General features: G+C 45.3%; 24 protein-coding genes. 8 read left to right on the top strand and 16 right to left on the bottom strand.

The window, feature by feature from the left end; translation table 11 throughout:
* Window positions 1-64: 64 nt before the first annotated feature.
* Both G511_RS0104020 and rsmD read left to right on the top strand, forming a co-directional pair.
* A complete protein-coding gene (locus tag G511_RS0104020) occupies window positions 65-1267 on the top strand; it encodes a hypothetical protein (RefSeq protein WP_028468493.1) in 1203 nt (400 codons plus the stop codon).
* An 8-nt stretch (window positions 1268-1275) separates the two neighbouring features.
* Entirely contained in the window at window positions 1276-1890 is a 615-nt protein-coding gene (gene rsmD, locus G511_RS0104015) for a 16S rRNA (guanine(966)-N(2))-methyltransferase RsmD (RefSeq protein WP_028468492.1), read from the top strand.
* Window positions 1891-1904: 14 nt separating this feature from the next.
* Here rsmD and G511_RS23740 read toward each other — a convergent pair whose 3' ends face one another.
* Window positions 1905-2531 (bottom strand): TetR family transcriptional regulator, encoded by a 627-nt coding sequence (locus G511_RS23740; RefSeq protein WP_051221523.1) that lies wholly within the window; start codon window positions 2529-2531, stop codon window positions 1905-1907.
* A gap of 86 nt (window positions 2532-2617) precedes the next feature.
* The gene (locus tag G511_RS0104005; RefSeq protein ID WP_028468491.1) at window positions 2618-3886 is read right to left on the bottom strand and encodes a M48 family metallopeptidase; all 1269 of its coding nucleotides are present in this window, start codon (window positions 3884-3886) and stop codon (window positions 2618-2620) included.
* A gap of 180 nt (window positions 3887-4066) precedes the next feature.
* On the opposite strand from G511_RS0104005, the gene coaD reads away from it, so the two are divergent.
* The gene (gene coaD / locus G511_RS0104000; protein ID WP_028468490.1) at window positions 4067-4570 is read left to right on the top strand and encodes a pantetheine-phosphate adenylyltransferase; all 504 of its coding nucleotides are present in this window, start codon (window positions 4067-4069) and stop codon (window positions 4568-4570) included.
* 17 nt (window positions 4571-4587) lie between these two features.
* Window positions 4588-4833: a YfhL family 4Fe-4S dicluster ferredoxin gene (locus G511_RS0103995; protein ID WP_028468489.1), complete on the top strand. Its 246-nt coding sequence runs from the start codon at window positions 4588-4590 to the stop codon at window positions 4831-4833.
* 88 nt (window positions 4834-4921) lie between these two features.
* Here G511_RS0103995 and rluF read toward each other — a convergent pair whose 3' ends face one another.
* A complete protein-coding gene (rluF, locus tag G511_RS21715; protein ID WP_051221521.1) occupies window positions 4922-5749 on the bottom strand; it encodes a 23S rRNA pseudouridine(2604) synthase RluF in 828 nt (275 codons plus the stop codon).
* 152 nt (window positions 5750-5901) lie between these two features.
* On the opposite strand from rluF, the gene G511_RS0103985 reads away from it, so the two are divergent.
* A complete protein-coding gene (locus G511_RS0103985; RefSeq protein WP_028468488.1) occupies window positions 5902-6759 on the top strand; it encodes a PA4780 family RIO1-like protein kinase in 858 nt (285 codons plus the stop codon).
* A 98-nt stretch (window positions 6760-6857) separates the two neighbouring features.
* On the opposite strand, the gene G511_RS0103980 is transcribed toward G511_RS0103985, so the two are convergent.
* From G511_RS0103980 to G511_RS0103970, 3 genes are all read right to left on the bottom strand, one after another.
* Window positions 6858-7367: a DUF501 domain-containing protein gene (locus G511_RS0103980; protein WP_028468487.1), complete on the bottom strand. Its 510-nt coding sequence runs from the start codon at window positions 7365-7367 to the stop codon at window positions 6858-6860.
* A 66-nt stretch (window positions 7368-7433) separates the two neighbouring features.
* A complete protein-coding gene (gene recG, locus G511_RS0103975) occupies window positions 7434-9524 on the bottom strand; it encodes an ATP-dependent DNA helicase RecG (RefSeq protein WP_245573810.1) in 2091 nt (696 codons plus the stop codon).
* 1 nt (window position 9525) lies between these two features.
* Window positions 9526-10443 carry a hydrogen peroxide-inducible genes activator gene (locus tag G511_RS0103970; RefSeq protein ID WP_028468485.1) on the bottom strand — a complete coding sequence of 306 codons (918 nt, stop codon included), beginning with the start codon at window positions 10441-10443 and terminating at the stop codon, window positions 9526-9528.
* A 48-nt stretch (window positions 10444-10491) separates the two neighbouring features.
* Between G511_RS0103970 and G511_RS0103965 the strand changes: the two genes are divergently transcribed.
* The gene (locus tag G511_RS0103965; RefSeq protein ID WP_028468484.1) at window positions 10492-11325 is read left to right on the top strand and encodes an SDR family oxidoreductase; all 834 of its coding nucleotides are present in this window, start codon (window positions 10492-10494) and stop codon (window positions 11323-11325) included.
* A gap of 91 nt (window positions 11326-11416) precedes the next feature.
* Here the strand turns inward: G511_RS0103965 and G511_RS0103960 are convergent, their stop codons facing one another.
* Together G511_RS0103960 and G511_RS0103955 are read right to left on the bottom strand one after the other, a co-directional pair.
* Window positions 11417-13006: a 2Fe-2S iron-sulfur cluster-binding protein gene (locus G511_RS0103960; protein ID WP_028468483.1), complete on the bottom strand. Its 1590-nt coding sequence runs from the start codon at window positions 13004-13006 to the stop codon at window positions 11417-11419.
* A 45-nt stretch (window positions 13007-13051) separates the two neighbouring features.
* The gene (locus G511_RS0103955; RefSeq protein ID WP_028468482.1) at window positions 13052-13597 is read right to left on the bottom strand and encodes a carboxymuconolactone decarboxylase family protein; all 546 of its coding nucleotides are present in this window, start codon (window positions 13595-13597) and stop codon (window positions 13052-13054) included.
* Window positions 13598-13758: 161 nt separating this feature from the next.
* On the opposite strand from G511_RS0103955, the gene G511_RS0103950 reads away from it, so the two are divergent.
* Complete coding sequence (locus G511_RS0103950) at window positions 13759-14655, top strand: LysR family transcriptional regulator (RefSeq protein WP_028468481.1); 897 nt, start codon at window positions 13759-13761, stop codon at window positions 14653-14655.
* Between the two features lie 12 nt (window positions 14656-14667).
* On the opposite strand, the gene G511_RS0103945 is transcribed toward G511_RS0103950, so the two are convergent.
* Complete coding sequence (locus G511_RS0103945; protein WP_245573809.1) at window positions 14668-15009, bottom strand: hypothetical protein; 342 nt, start codon at window positions 15007-15009, stop codon at window positions 14668-14670.
* 119 nt (window positions 15010-15128) lie between these two features.
* Window positions 15129-16013: a DMT family transporter gene (locus G511_RS0103940; protein WP_245573808.1), complete on the bottom strand. Its 885-nt coding sequence runs from the start codon at window positions 16011-16013 to the stop codon at window positions 15129-15131.
* 143 nt (window positions 16014-16156) lie between these two features.
* Between G511_RS0103940 and G511_RS0103935 the strand changes: the two genes are divergently transcribed.
* Window positions 16157-16600, top strand: coding sequence for a YtoQ family protein (locus G511_RS0103935; RefSeq protein WP_028468478.1), 444 nt, complete (start codon window positions 16157-16159; stop codon window positions 16598-16600).
* Between the two features lie 128 nt (window positions 16601-16728).
* Here the strand turns inward: G511_RS0103935 and G511_RS23735 are convergent, their stop codons facing one another.
* The 6 genes from G511_RS23735 to G511_RS0103905 form a co-directional block, all read right to left on the bottom strand.
* Window positions 16729-16983: a ribosomal protein L7/L12 gene (locus G511_RS23735; protein ID WP_051221518.1), complete on the bottom strand. Its 255-nt coding sequence runs from the start codon at window positions 16981-16983 to the stop codon at window positions 16729-16731.
* Window positions 16984-17163: 180 nt separating this feature from the next.
* Window positions 17164-17472: a putative signal transducing protein gene (locus G511_RS0103925; RefSeq protein WP_211224859.1), complete on the bottom strand. Its 309-nt coding sequence runs from the start codon at window positions 17470-17472 to the stop codon at window positions 17164-17166.
* Between the two features lie 28 nt (window positions 17473-17500).
* Complete coding sequence (locus G511_RS0103920) at window positions 17501-17788, bottom strand: cupin domain-containing protein (RefSeq protein ID WP_028468476.1); 288 nt, start codon at window positions 17786-17788, stop codon at window positions 17501-17503.
* A 224-nt stretch (window positions 17789-18012) separates the two neighbouring features.
* Complete coding sequence (locus G511_RS0103915; RefSeq protein ID WP_028468475.1) at window positions 18013-18354, bottom strand: hypothetical protein; 342 nt, start codon at window positions 18352-18354, stop codon at window positions 18013-18015.
* A 229-nt stretch (window positions 18355-18583) separates the two neighbouring features.
* Entirely contained in the window at window positions 18584-19303 is a 720-nt protein-coding gene (locus tag G511_RS0103910; RefSeq protein WP_028468474.1) for an ABC transporter permease, read from the bottom strand.
* Window positions 19300-19992, bottom strand: coding sequence for an ABC transporter permease (locus G511_RS0103905; RefSeq protein WP_028468473.1), 693 nt, complete (start codon window positions 19990-19992; stop codon window positions 19300-19302). The genes G511_RS0103910 and G511_RS0103905 overlap by 4 nt, the downstream gene beginning before the upstream one ends.
* Between the last annotated feature and the right edge of the window lie 27 nt (window positions 19993-20019).

The following is a 20019-nucleotide window of genomic DNA, read 5'->3' as shown; positions in this document are numbered from 1 at the left end:
AATAATGCCGAGTAACTTATTATAGTGGTATTTTACGCATAACTGCTTCATCTACGGGAAAATTATGGATCAACCGAACCAATCACTATTTAACCGTACCTATCTAAAGATTTTATCGTGGATTGTCGCCATTGTTATCGTGGTACTCACGGCCAGCAACCAAAACACAACAACACTGCCCGTCACCGAACTCGCAGATGATTGGATCTATCTCACTATCGAAAAAGAGATGGATCAACAGCTGCGTTTAACTTACCCCGTCATACCGGCTTACACTGAAAATCAAACTCAACAACGCCTTGCATTGCAGTCCGCTTTAACGAAAGCTGCTACAAAGCAAAGCAACTTATCTCTTCAGTGGCAAGATGACCGAGTCACACTGACTTTATCGATACCCCAACCACACGATAAGCTATCAACATTCAATTTGGAAAATTTACTCAGTGACTTAACATTCTCTGTTAACCAGTATTACCCTACCGCATTAAAACGATCTACAGCAGAGCGATATCTCGCATTAAACAATATTGAAGAACTAGCCTTAAGCAATCTAAAAGCACAACTTCCGGCTTTTCTTTCAGGATATATAGAGCCAAGTAGCATCTTCAATTTGTTCACACAACGACCAACCGTATTGCTCGTCTTGAAAGAAGAGCAACCATCTTTAATGGACCCAATACTGCAACAGTTTGAAGCGCGCTACTCTCAGTCTGATGTATTAGACACGATAGAGCAGACTGGCACCCAAAAGACGCCTATCCGTATCAATTTACAACATCGTAGTTCCCAACATTTATACCTAACCGGCCAGCCTATCAGCGCTAATACTGATGAAACGAGTCGCACGCTAACGTTTCATTACGTAAATCATGCAATCCAACCATTGATAGAGAACAGCAGCAGTACTTACCGTCTACTGCTCAAACCAGCATCCCCTATCGGCTATTCCGCCTTATCACTGATGCGCGATAGAACATTAAAAAAGACGCTAAGCAGTAATTTACAAACATATCTGTTAGAAAACTTTAATAGCGAACAACTTGAACAGATAAAAACCTCTTTAGTTCAAAAATATCGTGAGCAGCTTTCCACACCCCTCGGGCGTGTTGAGCAGCTAAGCAATAGTCTTTTTTACCGAGAGAAACTTCAGTCCGAGGATGAGTTTCGTGATACGCTTAACAACATATCCGATGCCCAGATACAAACAAATATAGAACAACTGTTTGACCCTCTGCGCACTATCATTGTTCGAATTACACCGCCGTAGACTATCCGATGCCTCGTAGAAACCCACCTCGACAAAATAGCAGTAACCAAGAACCCCGACAGATGTTACGTATCATTGGTGGGGAATGGCGCAGCCGCAAAGTGCCTTTTCCAAACGTAGAGAATTTACGCCCTACACCCGACAGAGTCAGAGAAACATTATTTAATTGGCTGCAAAACATTACACCGGGAGCACGCTGCTTAGATCTGTTTGCTGGTAGCGGTGCTTTAGGTTTAGAAGCGCTGTCACGTGGTGCTAGCTCTGTCACCTTTATAGACAACTCGCCCGCTGCAACCTATCAGCTAAAAGACAACCTACAGACGCTAAAATGCCAAAATGGAGAAGTCATAACCTCCTCGGCGATTAACTGGCTAGAAGCAAGACAAACAGATACAGAGCCACGCTATGATTTGGTGTTTCTAGATCCGCCTTTTAGAAAAGAGATGGTTCCTGTGATTTGTGAACTCTTGGAGAAGCGTAATTTGCTTTCCGATCACGCTGTTATTTACATCGAAGCTGAGTCAGAATTGAGCCAGCTACTTGTTCCTGATAGCTGGAAAGAAAATCGCAGCAAAACAGCAGGCCAAGTCACCTACCGCTTATTCTATAAAGAGCCCTCATAAAGCACTAAACATGCTTAGTTACAGCGAGTAGCATCCAGCCCACGAATAGCATTATTAATCGTGGTGCTGGCCATCTCTCTGAAAACTACCGGTTCAGGCATATATTCAGCTACAGCTAGCACACCAAATACTTGGCTCAACATTGCTTCTGCAATGCACTGCTGCTTTGTCTTTTTAGCTATCTGCTTTTGCTTACGTGCTTGCTTAAGAAAACGATTGATATAGCTGACCCAAACATCCCATTCATCAGCGAGCGCATCTTGCAAAGCAATATGAAACGGCAGTTCTTTGCGCCGCGCATAAAACAGCGAAAAAGTCTGTAAAGACCTTTTACGTGAAGCTATATGGCAGGTTGTTTCTATCAAAAAAGCTTTCAAAGCCTTTAACGCATCTTGGTCAATCGCTTGTAGTTGCTCCAAATAATATTGCTCAAATGGCAAGGTCACCGACTCACATAACGCAAGAATCAAATCATCACGATTTTTAAAGTGCCAATACAATGCACCATGCGTAACGCCTGCTTCAGCAGCAATCGCTTTTAAACTTACATTATGTATGCCATGTAACGCATACTGCTCCAAAGCCATGTGCAACAATGCTTGGCGGGTTTGTTCAGCTTCTTCTCGAGTGCGGCGTGCCACTAAAATCTCCTTTGGCTATATAAGCTATCGCCCTCCAGTCTAACGCATCCCGCCAACATTAACATTCCTTCAACAGATTATAAGTGCTACCTATAAGGTATCGCATCATCCAGATAGTATTTGATTTGCATTCTCTTTAACTGAGCAACCGTCAGGTCTGGCAAATCAAACTGGGCTGCAAAGCGCGCACCGGGGCGAACACTACCTTTTACATGTGCAACGTAACGTTTAACCTTCCCCTTAGAATTTTTAATGAGCACTCCCATAACAATATTTTTCATACTGACGTTATTTCGATTCTGCCATACGACCTGCCAAGAGTTTTGATCAATCACTTTTTCGCCCAAAACAACGACTTTTTTATCCAACGCCTGCATCACTCGGATCTGCTGCGCCTGGCGATTGGCCTCTTGCTTGGTACCTTGATGTTGTACGTAAGCACCCAATGCTGTCCCCAAAATAGCAGACAAGCCCGCACCATTACCTGCTGGCGCTGAAGCAACACTTTTGCGCCATAAGACATTGTTGTTTAGTAACGCCGCAGATTGTGGGTTTTGCCGACCCTTACGATAATACGGCTTCACTTTCTTAGCGACATTACGCGTCAATACCGCACGTTCAGGGTTAACTGGGTGATCATGAAAGAACAGGCCGCGCGCACTTCCCTCTTTCTTATACTGGCGCTCCCAAATGCGGCTAGCCGCGTACGGATCAAACCCCGCCAGCGCAGCATAAAGGATCCCTATTTTGTCCGCTTCAATTTCACTTTCATGAGTAAACGCAGCCTGATAGCCACCTTTTCTTGCCGCCTTTGATCCAGCAATCAAAGCCGCTGTCTGATGTGTTTGTCGCTCAAAAACATGATTAGCCACAGTATGCGCCACCTCATGGCCTAAAACAGCCGCTAATTCAGCATCACTTTTGAGATCTTTCATCAAACCACTATGCACCACAATGTAAGTACCGCCGGTGGTAAAAGCATTAAATGAAGGATTATCAATCAAGATAGGTAACCAACGTTCATTGGCTAAATGGCTGACGCGATGAATACGATCAAAAATTCTCACCAAACGCTGATAGGCCCTGCGGTCTAATGCAGCGTTAATTTTTTTGCCCGCTTTCTTTTGCTGAGCAATTATCTGTTCAACGGCAGCGTTACCTTGAGCTATCTGTTGCCCCCTGCCTGCCATACTTAATGTACGCTGACCGGTGACTCTGTCTCGCTTACTAACCGCCTCTGCAGCGTTATACAACCCTCTGTCTACGCTTTGTAACGCCTCACAACCACTGAGTAACACCAAACACATGAGGGCCGAAGAGGTTCTTATAAGACCCGCTCTAACCTTAGAAAGCATAATTGACACCTGTTTTTGCACCTGTATATTCTAATTTGAAATATAAAATTTATTTTTTATAACCAATAATGATGTACACATTCCATTATTATATTTGTACCACTGCGGCAATTCCGATAATATGCCGCACTTGTAATAGTGGCAATAAGTACAGCAAAACAGGGTTAGAGTGAATCGACAATGAACATTGCCATTTATCCGGGAACATTTGATCCTATCACAAATGGTCATTCCGACCTTGTCCAACGTGCTTCTCGCTTGTTTGACAAAGTAATTGTGGCTGTTGCAACAAGTCAGACAAAGAAACCTTTATTCCCATTAGAGACGCGCACCTCCCTTGCAAAAGAGGTTTTTGCGCATCTTGATAATGTAGAAGTGGTTGGTTTTGACTGCCTATTGGCAGACTTCGTAGCACAACAAAATGCTAATATCATTTTGCGTGGCCTGCGCGCTGTATCTGACTTTGAATACGAATTTCAGCTGGCGAATATGAATCGACAGCTAGCCCCTCAGGCAGAAAGTCTCTTTCTAACACCTGCGGAGCACCTTTCCTTTATTTCTTCTACGCTGATAAGGGAAATTGCACTACTAAACGGCGATGTGAGCAAATTTGTACACCCTGCTGTCAATAAAGCGTTAAAGAACCATCTTGCAGTAAGAAAAGACTGCAAAAAATCTTCTTAGCAAGAGAGGTAGCCAAAATGGCATTAATTATTACCGACGAGTGCATCAACTGCGATGTATGCGAACCAGAATGCCCAAATGAAGCTATTGCTCCGGGTGAAGAAATTTATGAGATCGATCATAACAAATGCACCGAGTGTGTAGGCCACTACGACACGCCACAATGTGTTGAAGTATGTCCTGTAGACTGCATTCCGAAAGATCCGGATCACGTTGAAACTGAAGATCAGCTGATGGACAAATACACTCTGCTGACCAGCTAATCGACTCTCAAATTGAGCACACTAAAAAGCAGACAATTGTCTGCTTTTTTATTGCCTAAAAAACACCGCATCAATTACAAACCATGCGTTACGAGCGGTGTTTTTTACGTTCTTTCGACACACGAGCTCGCGTATTACTTGACACGTGATTTACTTTCGCTTGCGGTTTAGAGCTATCCACTGCTGTCTTATTAGACGTAACTACAGCCGCGTTAATTTCTGCCATTTCATCACGTGTTAAATCACGCCATTGCCCAGGCTTTAGTCCTGCCAAGTGAACATTCATAATACGTGTACGCTTTAGCTTCTTAACGTCATAACCCAAATACTCACACATACGGCGAATTTGTCGATTAAGCCCTTGAGTTAATATTATTTTGAACACGAAACGGCTCTGAATTGTCACTTGGCAAGGTTTAGTGACTGTATCCAGAATAGGTACGCCACGTGACATTCGATCAACAAAACGCTCACTTAATGGCTTATCTACCGTGACGACATATTCTTTATCGTGAGCATTTTCTGCACGCAAAATTTTATTGACGATATCACCATCACTGGTAAGGAAAATTAAACCTTCAGAGGGCTTATCCAAGCGCCCAATAGGGAAAATACGCTGCTTATGCCCAATTGCATCGATAATATTACCTTTAACGTGACGCTCTGTGGTGCACGTAATACCTATCGGCTTATGGTAAGCTATATAGATACGATCGGATTTATTTTCCGCGCTGGCATTAATTCGTTTTCCATCAACGAAGACAGTATCCGAAGGCGTCACTTTCGTACCAAGTTCGGGTTGTTTACCGTTGATCGTGACTCGCTTTTGCTCAATTAGCTTATCGGCTTCGCGTCGGGAACAAAAACCTGACTCGCTGATATATTTATTGAGACGTTTTTCTGGAAGGGTGCTCACAATTTTTTCCAACTGTTTTACTTTTCGACAGAGTTAATTAAAGCATAACGCACAGTGCCAAAGCGGTTTTGTATTAAAAAGCAGCTATAGTTTTAACTGGCAGTGTTATCTGACACAAATCATACCATGAAAGTATAAGTTACAAGGGTGCCATGAAAGCTCCAAAACGATTACAGCCCCTAATAGAAGACGGCTTAATAGACGAAGTCCTGCGCCCGCTGATGAGTGGTAAAGAAGCAGATGTTTTTGTCGTTCGCTGCGGCGACGAAGTTCGTTGCGCTAAAATATACAAAGAAGCGAACAAACGCGGCTTTAAACAAGCAGCTCAGTACCAAGAAGGCCGCAAAGTACGCAATAGCCGCCGCGCTCGCGCGATGGAAAAAGGCTCTAAATTCGGCCGCCACCAACAAGAAGAAACCTGGCAGAACGCTGAGGTAGATGCACTCTATCGTCTCGCCGATGCGGGTGTACGCGTACCTCAGCCTTATGGTTGTTTTGATGGCGTCTTGTTAATGGAGCTGGTCACAGATAACGATGGCCACGTAGCCCCACGCCTGAATGATATTGCACTAACGCCTGAACAGGCCCGCGAAGATCACCTTGTCGTGATGCATTACGTCTCATTGATGCTGTGCGCAGGGTTAGTACATGGGGATCTATCAGAATTTAATGTACTGGTAGATTCATACGGCCCAGTCATTATTGACCTTCCACAAGCAGTCGATGCGGCAGCCAATAATAATGCCCAGAAAATGCTGGCGCGTGATGTGAATAACATGACAACTTATTATGCCCAGTACGCACCTGAACTGATGGAAACTCGCTACGCCAAAGAGATTTGGGCGCTATTTGAAAATGGTGACCTAACGCCAGACGCAGAGTTAACAGGCCAATTTGTTGAAAGTGATCAAGCTGCCGATGTGGATACAGTCTTACAAGAGATCAAAGCAGCATGGCTAGAAGAGCAAGAACGACAAGAGCGCATACTTGACGCAGAAGAGTCAGCGTAAACTAAACAAGAGCTAGTATTTGCTAAAGCACTTATCCACAATAAGTGCTTTAGCAGTTATCAGGTTACATCACACGCTGCAAAAACCACTGCCGCCTGTCATAACAAATAATTCCGCTTATTAAGCTCGAACTCCTGATCCATCAAAGCACCTATCACATTCCCGTCAGCCAAATGATGCGCATACTGCATATGTAAACAACGCACTTTGTCCCATTGAGAAATACCGCCAATACCATAGCGCTCAAACATTTGTGTAAAACCAAGCTCTTCAATACGTTGCTTATCCTGCGGCAACATTAGCTCCCAACGACGCGCCACATAAGCTTTTTGGTTCTGTAAAAAGGCTTCTTTAAGCTCATCATCTTCTTGCAAACGGCTTTCTATCTCTTTAACCCAGCCCTTACCTTCTATACGCCCAATCGCTTTGCACAACTCTTTGGAAGACAACCAATAAAGCGTTGGAAAAGGTACATTACCCACTAACGAGCGCATCTGCAGCACCAACGGAACCCCTGTTGCAGTAGCGACGGTTACGCCGACTAACCCTTTAGGCTCACGACCAATTTGCTCAGCTATTATGGCCAACTGTTGTTCTGATACGCTCACATAAACCTCATTTACTGCTCTATTGAATAATTTATACTAGTACTAAGTAAGTCTCGCTGAAAGAGTCTACACATGCCCATATTCATCATGATGCCCCAGCCAGCGGCGCACCACGGCCTCCATCACTGCAGGCTGATCAGCTAGCTGCGTGGCAACCTGCTGCACACGACCCAGTAAATCAGAGTCACGCTGCAAATCTGCAATACGGAACTGCATCATACCCGTTTGACGAGTCCCTAGAATTTCTCCCGGGCCACGTAGCTCCAAATCTTTTTCAGCAATACGAAACCCATCTGTCGTTTCTCGCATCACTGCCAAGCGCTCACGCCCTTGTTTAGAAAGCGGCGCATGGTACATCAGAACGCAAAAGCTTTCGACTGAGCCACGCCCTACTCGCCCACGTAGCTGATGTAACTGCGACAACCCTAAACGCTCGGGGTTTTCAATAATCATAACGCTGGCGTTAGGTACATCCACGCCTACTTCAATCACTGTGGTGGCCACCAGCAAATCTAGTTCAGCCGCTTTAAAGCGCTGCATCACATCAGATTTTTCTTTCGCCTTCATACGCCCATGTACCAGCGCAATACGCAACTCAGGCAACAACTCTTGCAGCATAGCCTCTGCAACTTCAGCAGCTTGACACTGTAGCGCTTCAGACTCTTCTATGAGTGTACAAACCCAATACACTTGGCGGCCTTCTGAGCACGCCGCTCGTACACGATCTACCACCTGATCACGACGAGAATCAGCAATCACCACGGTATTGACTGGCGTTCTGCCTGGAGGCAACTCGTCAATAATCGAACAATCTAAGTCAGCATAAGCACTCATGGTTAATGTACGTGGGATAGGCGTAGCCGTCATGATCAATTGATGCGGGCTACGCTTCCCGTCCCGACCCTTTTCCCGCAAGCTCAAGCGCTGATGCACACCAAAGCGATGCTGCTCATCAATAACCGCCAAGCCAAGGTTATAAAACCGTACCTCTTCTTGATACAACGCATGAGTACCAATCACAATTTGTGCTGAACCGTCAGCAATGGCCGCCAGCTGCGTAACACGTTGTTTACCTTTTACCTTACCGGCTAGCCAAGCGAGCTTGATGCCTAGCGGTTCCATCCATTGGGAAAAATTAATAAAGTGCTGTTCTGCTAAAATCTCTGTGGGGGCCATAATGGCTGCTTGTAAACCATTCTCTACCGCTTGCAAGGCCGCCAGCGCTGCCACCATGGTTTTGCCCGAGCCCACATCACCCTGTACTAAGCGCAGCATAGGGATGCTTTTCTCAAGATCAGCTGAGACCTCTTGGCTAACGCGCTGCTGCGCATTGGTTAAACTAAAAGGCAACTGCGCTAAAAAAGGCTCTGTCAGATGCTGCGAAGGCGGCAGCACGGGCGCGCCATGCTCCTGCACCTTATGACGTAGCTGCAATAGCGTTAGATGGTGAGCTAGCAGCTCCTCAAAAGCTAAACGACGCTGTGCGGGGTGCAGCCCTTCTAACAACAAGTGCTGGTCGGCATCAACTGGTGGCGCGTGCAAATAGATCAGCGAGTCTTTTAGCTCAGGCAAGCGCCATTTCCGCCGGACTGATTCAGGCAATAGCTCAGACACACTACCCGTTTCTAGCCATGCAAGTGACTGCTGCACCAAGCTACGTACTCTTGCTTGCTGCAACCCTTCGGTCATTGGGTAAATAGGAGTAAGACTCTCTTCAACTGGTGTTAAGCCATCAGCGGTGCTGGCGCGGTATTCAGGGTGAACCATCTCTAGTCCAGCAGGGCCTGGGCGCACCTCACTAAAACAACGTAACTCACTACCCACAGCCAAGGCATTTTTTTGCGACGCCGAAAAATGAAAAAAACGTAGCGTTAATGTGCCAGTGCCATCTTGTATTCGGCACAACAGGCTGCGTCGGCGCCCCATTTGGATATCACAAGCCAGAATCGTTCCCTGAATAACGCACTCATCGCCTGGGCGCAGTGAGCCAATCGGAACAATACGGGTGCGGTCTTGGTAACGGGTTGGCAGATGAAACAACAAATCCTGAATCGTACTGATACCCAACCGCTCAAGCTTCAAAGACAAGGCAGCACCTACGCCTTTTAACGCCGTAACAGCGGGTGAGCCCACACCATAACTCGATGAAACACTCACGTTATGACGCCGTCTCGATAGGAATATTTACTTGGCAATGGCTCACTGCATTCACCAATACATCAATCGCTTTAGAACGAGGAAAGCTAGCTCGCCATGCCACGGCAACACCACGGGTTGGCTGTGGTGTTTTAAAGGGCTTAGTGACCACCATATCCGACTGGTAATAACCATTAGTAGCTGACATTGGCAACACACTAGAACCTAAACCACTCGCTACCATCATCCGAATAGTTTCTAGAGAACTGCCTTCAGTGACACCGTGCTGATTCTGAATCGCCTGCTGCAGTGTAGGGCAAGACTCCAACACCTGATCCCGGAAACAATGCCCTTCACCCAAGAGCAACAACTCAGTATTGGCTAAGTTGGTCGCATCAATGGTCTTTTGCTCACACCAAGGGTGCTGCTTAGGCAATAGCATCACGAAAGGCTCTTCATACAGCATACGTGTGACGACATCCGGCTCTTCAAAAGGCAGAGCAATAATAATGGCATCCAACTCACCATTGCGTAATTTTTCACGTAAGCGCGCCGTAAAATTTTCTTCTATGTACAATGGCATATGTGGCGCAAGCTCTTGCACCTGCGGTACTAGATGGGGAAACAGGTAAGGCCCTATCGTATAAATAGCACCAACACGCAATGGAGAGCGCAACTGATCTTTACCTACCTGCGCTAAATCTTTAACCACATCAGCCTGCTGTAGCACTTTTACGGCCTGTTCCACCACGCTTTTACCGACATCCGTTACCCGTACTGCGTTCTTACTTCTCTCAAATAAGGCAACGCCTAGCTCTTCTTCCAACTTCTTAACTGCAATAGATAAAGTAGGCTGACTAACAAAGCATTTTTCGGCGGCATGGCCAAAGTGCTGCTCTTTAGCAAGAGTGACGATATAACGTAGTTCTGTGAGCGTCATTGCTCATATCCTCTGTTATGATGCAGTTTTTTAAGAGGAACTAACCCCATGATTAAACTGCGTATCCTTATTGCTGGCTGTGGCGACGTAGGAAGCGCATTGGGTGTTACGCTAGCAACACAAGGCCATCACGTCTTCGGTTTACGGCGTACTATAAACCAGCTTCCTGACTGCATTCACGCTATTTCTGCTGATCTCTCTGATAAAGATACACTATCAGACTTGCCAGATGTTGATATATTAATCTATTGCGCTGCAACAACAGGCCGTAGTGAAAATGCATACCAGCAAGCCTATGTAGACGGCTTCAACAATATCTACGATGCGCTACCGCAACAGCCAAAGCATCTATTCTTTACATCCAGCACCAGTGTATATGGCCAACACCAGCATGAATGGATCGACGAGCAATCGCCCACCGAGTCTGAGCAAGTATCCGGGCAGATCATGCGACAAGCAGAACTTGCAGTATTAGAAAAAGGTAATGCCACTGTGGTGCGCTTTAGCGGTATTTATGGGCCGGGCAGAAATCATCTGATTGACCGTGTAAAAGGCGGCAGCGTTGCACGAGAAGATTTTCACTACAGCAATCGAATTCACCGAGACGACTGCGCCGGTGTGCTTGCTCACCTAATCCAGCGCATTAATGAAAATAAACCAGTAGATACTCTCTATTTGGCCAGCGACCTAAACCCAACACCAATACGCGAGATTACCGTGTGGCTAGCAGAACAGTTGGGAATAGAAACAACACAAGCAGTAGAAATTAGACGTGGCGGTAGCAAACGTTGTAATAGCCAACGCTTACAAGAGTCTGGATACCGGTTTTTGTACCCCGACTATAAAGCGGGGTTTGCTCTCGCGTTAAGCGAGCAATATTAGAACGTCGAACAGTAAGCAGACTGTCAAAAAGCATCAGCTAATCTAAAACAGGCCGATGCTTTTTTATAAAGTGCTTTTTATATATCCAACCTTATATGTCCAACACTAAGCGCTTACCTTTTGCACGCGATATACAAGGGCAGATCAAGGTTTGCTGCTCAGCAGGGGTTAATACTGCATCACGGTGCTCAGGCTCACCTTCAAGCACTGTTACAGCACACGACTTACAAATACCTGCTTTACAGCTAAAGGGCGCATCGACACCGGCATCTAGCATGGCATCAAGAATACTCTGATCACGACCAACCTGAATCTGCACACCTGAACGACGCAACTCCACCTCAATAGGTTGAGCATTGGCTGCGGGTGCGGCTGAAAAACGTTCAAACCTTATGCGTTCTGGGTTTATCTGTAATGCTTCTGCTTGCTTGACGACATCATCAATTAAGCGATTTGGGCCACACACATAAAAAATGGCATCATTAGGTGCAGTACTAAGCAGATGAGCAATATCCATACGTTCTGCATGTGTGGCGCGATACAGGTTTAGACGCTTAGTAAACTCTCTTGTTAAGCGATCACTAAAAGCCATTTCCACTTCACTGCGCCCCGCATAATGAAACTGTAACTCAGTGCCTCTTGCCTTTAATGCCTGCGCCATCGCTTTAATGGGCGTAACGCCAATACCACCAGCAATTAACACAGCAGGACGCGCATCAATATGCAGTGAAAAGTTATTTTGCGGAAGATCACAATTCAGCTGTAAGCCTATATCAAAGCATTCATGTACCCCCTCAGAGCCACCCGTACCCTGCGCTTCTTTCAATACGGCAATTTCATAGATATCGCGGCGCGCGGGGTTAGAGCAGATAGAATAATGGCGCTCTGTTAACGTTCCGTTTTTCAGCCGTACTGGCACACGTAAATGCGAGCCGGCTTCTACTTTAGGTAATTCTAATCCATCAAGTGTACGCAGTTCATACGCTCTTACACGTGGGGTTAGCTGACGCACACCCGATATCACTAACGACAACTCACCTTGGCCAAACACTGACAAAGCACTCGCCTGCTTATGAGCTGCATGTTCAATGGTTTCTGTAGCTTGCTGTGCCGCTATTTCTGCATCCTTCGCCTCAAGCATCGCTTCCACCTCAGTTTCGGTGTATCGCGGCGTAATATGCTGTGGGCAGTTCCAATCAAATGCCTCAATATGAATCACAAAGCCACGCTCTACACGTGCTCGATAGTCATTCACCTCAAGTGCTGCTAATAGCTCGGTCTCTTCAAGCTCGACCAAACGTACGCGTCCTAAAATTTTGAGACGACGACGGTTTTTATAGTCCATAAGAAACAAAGATACGCGGTCATCTTTACGAAGGTTACCCACACTGACGTACTGTCGATTACCACTAAAATCAGCGAAGCCTATCGTTTGTGCATCAATAATCTTCATAAAACCAGCCGGCCCACCGCGATGCTGCACATAAGGCCAACCCGTTTCGCTCACACTTGCCATGTAAAAACTATCACGCGCAGTGATAAAGTCTGCTTCGTGCTGGCTGAGCAAGTTATTGTAATCTTCTCCTTCATCCATGCTGGCATATCCTGTGCGGCTACCCAGCTGATGCTGTACATCCCGGACAGATTCAGTGAATGCGATCTCTGCAAATTTGTGTCCCATAACTTGAACCCTCCGGGGTTTATTTTCTAGTTAGCAGTACAAAACTTACGAAGCCAGCTGTAGATCGACTTTAGGAAAATCGATATCAACACGGCTCGCTTTACCCAAAATATTGGTTAGTGTGTTCATTCCTACATGCGTAATAATTTCTACAATATCAGATTCGCTATAACCAGCAGCACGTACCTCAAGCAATTCTGCTGTTGTAATATCTCCACTGTGCTCTGCTAATGCTCGTGCAAATTTAACAGCCGCCGCCGCTTTTACATCTTCACTTGAACCTGCACGGTTAGCTTCAATCTCTGAATTAGATAATCCAGCTTTACGACCAATTGCCGTATGGGCAGAAACGCAATACTGACAAGCATTTTGCTGCGCAAGCGCTAACGCTATACGCTCACGGGTTTGCTCATCCAAGCTGCCTTCACCGGCAATACTGTGCAACCCCAAAAAAGCGCGTAGTGCAGAGGGTGAGTTAGCAAAGATTTTAAGAAAATTAGGCACCATGCCTAATTGTGATTGGATAGCATCAAGCAGCTCTTGTTGTTCTGCGTTGGCATTGTTGTTATCGATGACGTTAATACGGCTCATGTTACTTCTCCTGAAAATCTCATTAAGTGTTTAGTTCACAACACCACTGCGTTGCTGTGATGACACTATGCTAAATTCCACTTAGAATAAGAATCACCGACTAAAACAATTTATAATTCCACTTATTGGAATTATAAAAGCTAGCTACATCAGGAAATGCTATGGACCGCTTTCATCTAATGAATGTTTTTGTTGCTGTTGCAGAAGAGCAGGGCTTTGCAGCGGCAGCAAGACGGTTACGCATGTCGCCACCGGCGGTTACACGCGCCGTCACAGCTCTGGAAGAGCACTTAAGCGTTAAGCTGCTCAACCGCACGACACGCTATGTACGCACCAGTGACGCAGGAGAGCGCTACCTTGAAGATGCACGACGCATATTGGCTGAAGTTGCATCCGCAGATGAGGCAGCCGCCGGAATCAACGCCGAACCTCAGGGCCACTTAGCCGTAACAGCCCCTGCTCTATTTGGCCGACAATTTATCACGCCCGGCATTGTTGATTATTTACAACGCTATCCAAACACTGAAGTATCGGCCGTATTTCTTGATCGGGTAGTTAATTTACTTGAAGAGGGATTGGATGTAGGTATACGCATAGGAGAACTGCCTGACTCAAGCATGCGAGCACTCAGAGTCGGTTCAGTTCGGCGTATTATATGCGCCTCGCCTGAGTACTTGCAGCAGCATGAACTACCAAACAAACCTGACGACCTATTACAACACTCAATCATCGCATCCAGCGCTATTGCAGGCTCAATTGATTGGCATTTGAACACCACAGATGGCAAACCTTTACGCATAAAACCCAGACTTACAGTTAACACTAATGATGCAGCGCTAGAAGCTGCACTTGAAGGTTTTGGAATTACACGATTACTGTCGTATCAAGTCAGCGAGAAGCTCGCCTCAGGAGAATTAGTAAGACTACTAGAAACATACGAGCCAAACGCATGGCCTGTGCATATAATACATCGCGAAGGCCGTTATGCCTCCGCAAAGATTCGCACATTTGTAGATTTAATGGCAAAACGCTTACGCGCCGATAGCTCATTAAACTGAGATATAAAACGCTCAGAGTCGATAAATAGTAACGCCATATAAAACAGCACAACAAAGCAGAAGAAACAAAACACCTGGGCGCATCTTTTGCACAAAACGTGGTAAGCACTTTGTATTAAATATATAAGCAGAGGTAAGTAGCATTAAACAGCCAGAGATCAAGGCGGCGCTACCCCAAAATTCAGAAAAATGGCGCATGGCATACCAGAACACATTCCAACTTCCCGCTGCAAACACCACAAAAGCCATTGTTTTTCTAAACCATGTAGGTAATTTCTGCACTGTACTCAGTACCGGTAATCGCGTCGCAAATAGTAACCCGAGCACCATGCACCCCGTCATAATTGTTCCCATAGGAAGCACGCACTTCTCCTTATCAAATGTATTAACCACAACCTCTGCATTAAGCCCAGAGCAGCTGCTCGCCTATTGTAGAGTAAGAAATAAGCTCTTCAGTTCCTGTATTAATATTCTTATTTAATCAACATACGCACAGCGCTACGTACACTGCGCCAACGACTAACCAGCAATGCACTAAAAATCAGCGCACAACCTCCTAACTGCATAGCTGTCATCGTTTCGCCAAACCAGACTGCCGCCAGCATAGCCGTCCATACCGGCTCCAATGTCATGATCACCGCAGCATTACTCGCACTGGATAAGCTTTGCGCCCAAGTCTGCATAAAAAACCGCAAGCTGGTTGCTATAAAGATACTGGCAATCATCCACATCCAGGTTGAGGCTGACCAAGCAAACGTCCAAGTCTCGGTCAGTAATGACACAGGCAGTGCCACCAGCCCGACGACCATCAACTGAACCGCTGCCAGTGCAATAGGCGATGTTTTTGCAGCCGCACGGCTATTCAAGACAAAGGTAAACGCAAACAAAACAGCAGCACACAAGAATGAGAGCTCCCCCCAGCCCATCTCAAACTGGCTATCCAGTGACAAGCTGGCAAGACCAACAGCCGCCAGAGGAAGCGAGAACCACACTGCACGGTTAGCTCGCTCACCAAACAAGGTAGCAACAATGGGCACGAACACTGCACCTAGACAGGTTAGAAACGCACCTACGCCTATATGATGCGCATGATGCAGCCCTAAGATCCAAAAAATCATAGCCACACCAAACGACACACCCACCAAAACCGTACGCAAGACGCCTCGTCGATCAAGTGCCCGTAATGCCTGCCAACCAAATATAGACAGCACCAGCCCGGCTACTAAAAACCGTAAACCAATAAACATCAGAGGAGGTATGCCAGAAAGCGCTTCTTTAGAGAAAATCCATCCAACCGCCGCAAGTAGCGTTACAACGACAAGTAGCAAGTCAGATTTGGCGGCATTTGATTGAATCACAGCAAACATCTCAAGAGGCTATTTAAGCATCGACATAGTATCAGGTTTCGCTAAAAAGAGAGGAGTCATTAAAAAGCCTAGGATGCTGTAGAATCCACCCTTTACAGACCAGCTAAACGCATTTAATAAAAACAGGAAGCCCTATGAACTGGAATATCTACCTCTCTGGCGAAATACACACTGACTGGCGCCAACAGCTTATCGATGGCGCAAAAGCACATAACTTACCAGTAACTTTTAGCTCTGCAGTCACTAACCACGAAGCCAGCGATGCAGCTGGAGACTTGCTAGGCGCTGAAGAGAATAGCTTTTGGCGTGACCACAAATCATCAAAGGTTAATGGTATCCGTACCAAGAACCTTATAGCTAAATGTGACATTGCTATTATTCGTTTTGGTGATAAATACAAGCAGTGGAATGCAGCCTTTGATGCGGGTTACTGCGCCGCACTGGATAAGCCTTATATTACGCTACACGCTGATGATATTATCCATCCCTTAAAAGAAGTGGACGCATCTGCCATGGCATGGGCAACAACGCCTGCGCAAGTCGTTGAAATACTTAGGTACGTTATTTTAGAAAAATAAGTGATTGACTGAAAACTGCTTGTTACAGAGTGAGCTTTCAGCAAAGCACTCTAACAACTCTCAAGAGAAAAGTGTTTTTCTTGGGAGTTAGCCGCTTTATAGCCTATAATCAGCGCTAACATTCGCTTTTAGCTATTGAAGAACTTATAAACTAGATAGATTATCAACCCAACAAAAAGCAGCTTAGCAACGCTAAAATTGCTTTCAGTTACCTCTATAGGTTTACCTTCAGATTTATGTGCATCAGCATAGCTATCAATTAGCTCTTTGGCTTCTTTAAGGCCGATGCCCCGCAATGATCGTAGCGCTTTAATTGCATCTATTTTTCTACCCGCATTTAACGCCGTTAACACTTCGGGTTCAAACTCAACATGTGTACTCAATTTATAGTCCTTTATTAAAATCTTACGTCAGTAAGCTTACTGATAATCAGACCATGTCACCTCTCGCCACGGTGAAACGCTAAATCTCTGGGTAACAGACGAATAACAATAAGTGTAGTCGATCCTTGCCCATAGACTAAACCGTAACACAATTATTATTGAACGCTTAGCTAAAACCCTTCACACATTACTGTGATGGCAGTTCCAGCAGACTTCAAAAGAGGAGTCGTTTTTCTCGTGACAGTTTTTACAAAACCACTCTACAGCATTGTCGCGACTAAGGGATGTTTCAATGATGTTGAGAGCTTTCTCATAATCTGAATCACTAAAGACCCAAACTTCAGGCCAAGCATCAAAAGCAGATGTCTCACCAACAGCCCCCTGTGCAAACTCATTCTTAAGAAACGTACCAATGCCCTGTGCCTCAATAAGGTTTTTAGCATTGTTCACTAAGAACTGGTTCTCGCTGGTATAAACCATCTTCATCATTGAACCCTCATCACGCTACAACCGAGAACTACTTAATTTCTACTTCAATCAAGGTAATGTCAATTTCTGAAGGGTTAATCACATTATGCTCAACCCCAGCATCACGGTAATAACACTCCCCCGCTGTTAGCGTAACTGGCTTCGCTCCTTCCCCTGAATCAATAAGCAACTCACAACTATGCATTGGCACTATCACATAGTCTCTCTCGTGACGGTGCCAACGAGTTTCACTCCCTGCAGGAAAATGCAGGTGATTAACACAAGCACGTGGGTTATCAATTTGCTCTGTCATTACAAACGTCGGACGTTCAGTCATTATTATTTTCTCTTATTTGTTAAGCACTTATATCTGATCGAATTTTTATTTGTTAGTTCGTTTTCAACTACATAAACAGTCTATGCTTCACTGAAGGTGATTAGTAAAAAATGGGGAATTAAGTATGCTAAACCACGAATTATGTAAATAGCGGTAATTGCTGACAAAACCAATTTGATAAGAGGCATACGAAGCAAAACACCTACTCGACTCACTTATTATACTTACTCAATGGAGAAATATTCCTCTCTAACTATTTTCCCATCCTTCCATGTTTGAACATGCTTACCTGTAAATTCATTTATTTGAGAATCAGCCCCAATCATTTTGTAATGAAAGACAAGCTCAGAAATATTCTCATGGATGCTTGATGAAAGTAATATCACATCAAACTCTTTGATAGAACCAACAAATCTTTTTTGTTTGTCGTATGACTCCTTCATCGACTTCGCAAAAACAGAGCCATTATTAAGCATTACTACGTTTTCATCGTAGTATTTTTCACATAGCTCCAAAACAAGACCGTTTGTATTCATTGCAACGAAATCATCTATCAAACTTTGCATTGGCTAAAACCCTTATTTGAGATACCCCTAAGCAGATAGTCTGCTGACTTAGTATGCAACGAAACTCAGACAACAGTTAAGGGCCCTACTTCACTTTATTGTGTGATTTGTTGCTATCCCCATCCTTTGGGACCCGTGGTGGCTTTATAATTTATTACAGGCCATAAAAAACGGCCAATTGGCCGTTTTTTTTAAGCGTTACATTTTGCTTATTCGCTACGGATAAGAACTACTGCTTATCAACACCCATCTGATCAACATTTGGCTTGTAATACTGGTAGCGGTTGAAACGGCTTTCCATGTAACGGAACAGACCAATCACGATGGCTGCCATTATTAGATAAATAAGCCCCGCCGCAGTAAACAACTCTACTGGCGTATAGGTGCGTGCTTGTATCGTACGCGCCATACCGGTTAGATCCAGCAAGGTAATGGTAGAGGCCAGCGCACTACTTTTAAGCATTAGTACAACTTCGTTACCGTAAGCCGGTAAAGCGATGCCAAATGCGCGCGGAATCACGATACGTCGTGTTTTTAGCAACCAGTTCATACCAAAAGCATCTGCGGCTTCCAGCTCACCATTAGGTATTGCCTGAATCGCACCACGGAATAGCTCAGCACTGTAAGCGGCTGTATTTAACGTAAAGGCGATAATGGCACACCAATAAGGCTCTTTAAGTATGACCCATAGTGCGGACTCACGCACGACCTCAAATTGAGAAGCACCGTAGTAAATCAAGAAGATCTGTATCAGCAGTGGCGTACCACGGAAGAAGTAGATAAAACAGAACGGGAACACACGTAACCACGGTGTTTTTGAAGCGCGCATCAGTGCGATAGGAACCGCCAGCATCACGCCTATTACACCCGAGATTAGTACGAGTTCTAGTGTTAACAGAGCACCATCCAACAATTTTGGGTAGTACTTAATTATAATATCCCAATTCATCCTTTGTACCTCGCTTGCGGAGTACAGGCTCGTTCCATCCAAAGTGTGCCGGCAGTAGCAATTGCCGTCAGTATTAGATAAATGCAAGCAGCCGCCAGATAAAATGTGAACGGTTCTTTTGTAGAGCTAATAGCGGTGGTGGCTTGGCGGATAATATCTTGCAGACCAACCACCGACACCAATGCGGTATCTTTTAGCAATACTTGGAATAGGTTACCTAACCCAGGCAGTGCGACACGCCACACTTGTGGAAGAATAATACGGAAGAAGGTTTTACTACGCGTCATACCTAACGCTTGGGCCGATTCCCATTGCCCCTGAGGAATCGAGAGAATCGCCATACGAAATACTTCAGTTGCGTATGCACCAAAGGCGATAGACAGCGCGGCCACACCTGCCATGAACGGGTTCACTTCGATGTATTCATCGTAGCCAAAGATGCTGGCAACAGCCATCACTAAGGCAGAACCACCAAAGTAGATAGCGAATACAATCAACAGCTCAGGAATACCACGAATCAGCGTGGTATAAGCGGTCGCTATTGCGCGAAGCACTTTATATTCTGATAACTTGGCGGCTGCACCTAACAAGCCAAACACTAGGCCTAACGATAAACTGACTAATGCCAGCTTGACGGTGACCCATGTTCCAGCCAATAACAGGTGACCAAACCCATGCAGATCTATCACGTTATTATTCTCTTACAGCGGGACGTT

The sequence above is a fragment of the Neptunomonas japonica DSM 18939 genome, from assembly GCF_000422765.1.
GTDB classification, from domain to species: domain Bacteria; phylum Pseudomonadota; class Gammaproteobacteria; order Pseudomonadales; family Balneatricaceae; genus Neptunomonas; species Neptunomonas japonica.
The sequence above is the reverse complement of the archived record's forward strand: the minus strand, read 5'-3'. Positions and strand labels throughout refer to the sequence as shown.

Bases quoted from the DNA above. Each gene is read 5' to 3' on its own strand.
- G511_RS0103915 (WP_028468475.1), bottom strand. From the start codon at position 18,354: ATGCAAAGTTTGATAGATGATTTCGTTGCAATGAATACAAACGGTCTT.
- G511_RS0103910 (WP_028468474.1), bottom strand. From the start codon at position 19,303: ATGAATTGGGATATTATAATTAAGTACTACCCAAAATTGTTGGATGGT.
- G511_RS0103985 (WP_028468488.1), top strand. From the start codon at position 5,902: ATGAAAGCTCCAAAACGATTACAGCCCCTAATAGAAGACGGCTTAATA.
- G511_RS0103935 (WP_028468478.1), top strand. From the start codon at position 16,157: ATGAACTGGAATATCTACCTCTCTGGCGAAATACACACTGACTGGCGC.
- G511_RS0103925 (WP_211224859.1), bottom strand. From the start codon at position 17,472: ATGATGAAGATGGTTTATACCAGCGAGAACCAGTTCTTAGTGAACAAT.
- coaD (WP_028468490.1), top strand. From the start codon at position 4,067: ATGAACATTGCCATTTATCCGGGAACATTTGATCCTATCACAAATGGT.
- G511_RS0103945 (WP_245573809.1), bottom strand. From the start codon at position 15,009: ATGGGAACAATTATGACGGGGTGCATGGTGCTCGGGTTACTATTTGCG.
- G511_RS0104005 (WP_028468491.1), bottom strand. From the start codon at position 3,886: ATGCTTTCTAAGGTTAGAGCGGGTCTTATAAGAACCTCTTCGGCCCTC.
- G511_RS0103950 (WP_028468481.1), top strand. From the start codon at position 13,759: ATGGACCGCTTTCATCTAATGAATGTTTTTGTTGCTGTTGCAGAAGAG.
- G511_RS0103965 (WP_028468484.1), top strand. From the start codon at position 10,492: ATGATTAAACTGCGTATCCTTATTGCTGGCTGTGGCGACGTAGGAAGC.
- G511_RS0103955 (WP_028468482.1), bottom strand. From the start codon at position 13,597: ATGAGCCGTATTAACGTCATCGATAACAACAATGCCAACGCAGAACAA.
- G511_RS0103920 (WP_028468476.1), bottom strand. From the start codon at position 17,788: ATGACTGAACGTCCGACGTTTGTAATGACAGAGCAAATTGATAACCCA.
- G511_RS0103995 (WP_028468489.1), top strand. From the start codon at position 4,588: ATGGCATTAATTATTACCGACGAGTGCATCAACTGCGATGTATGCGAA.
- G511_RS0103960 (WP_028468483.1), bottom strand. From the start codon at position 13,006: ATGGGACACAAATTTGCAGAGATCGCATTCACTGAATCTGTCCGGGAT.
- rsmD (WP_028468492.1), top strand. From the start codon at position 1,276: ATGCCTCGTAGAAACCCACCTCGACAAAATAGCAGTAACCAAGAACCC.
- G511_RS0103970 (WP_028468485.1), bottom strand. From the start codon at position 10,443: ATGACGCTCACAGAACTACGTTATATCGTCACTCTTGCTAAAGAGCAG.
- G511_RS0104020 (WP_028468493.1), top strand. From the start codon at position 65: ATGGATCAACCGAACCAATCACTATTTAACCGTACCTATCTAAAGATT.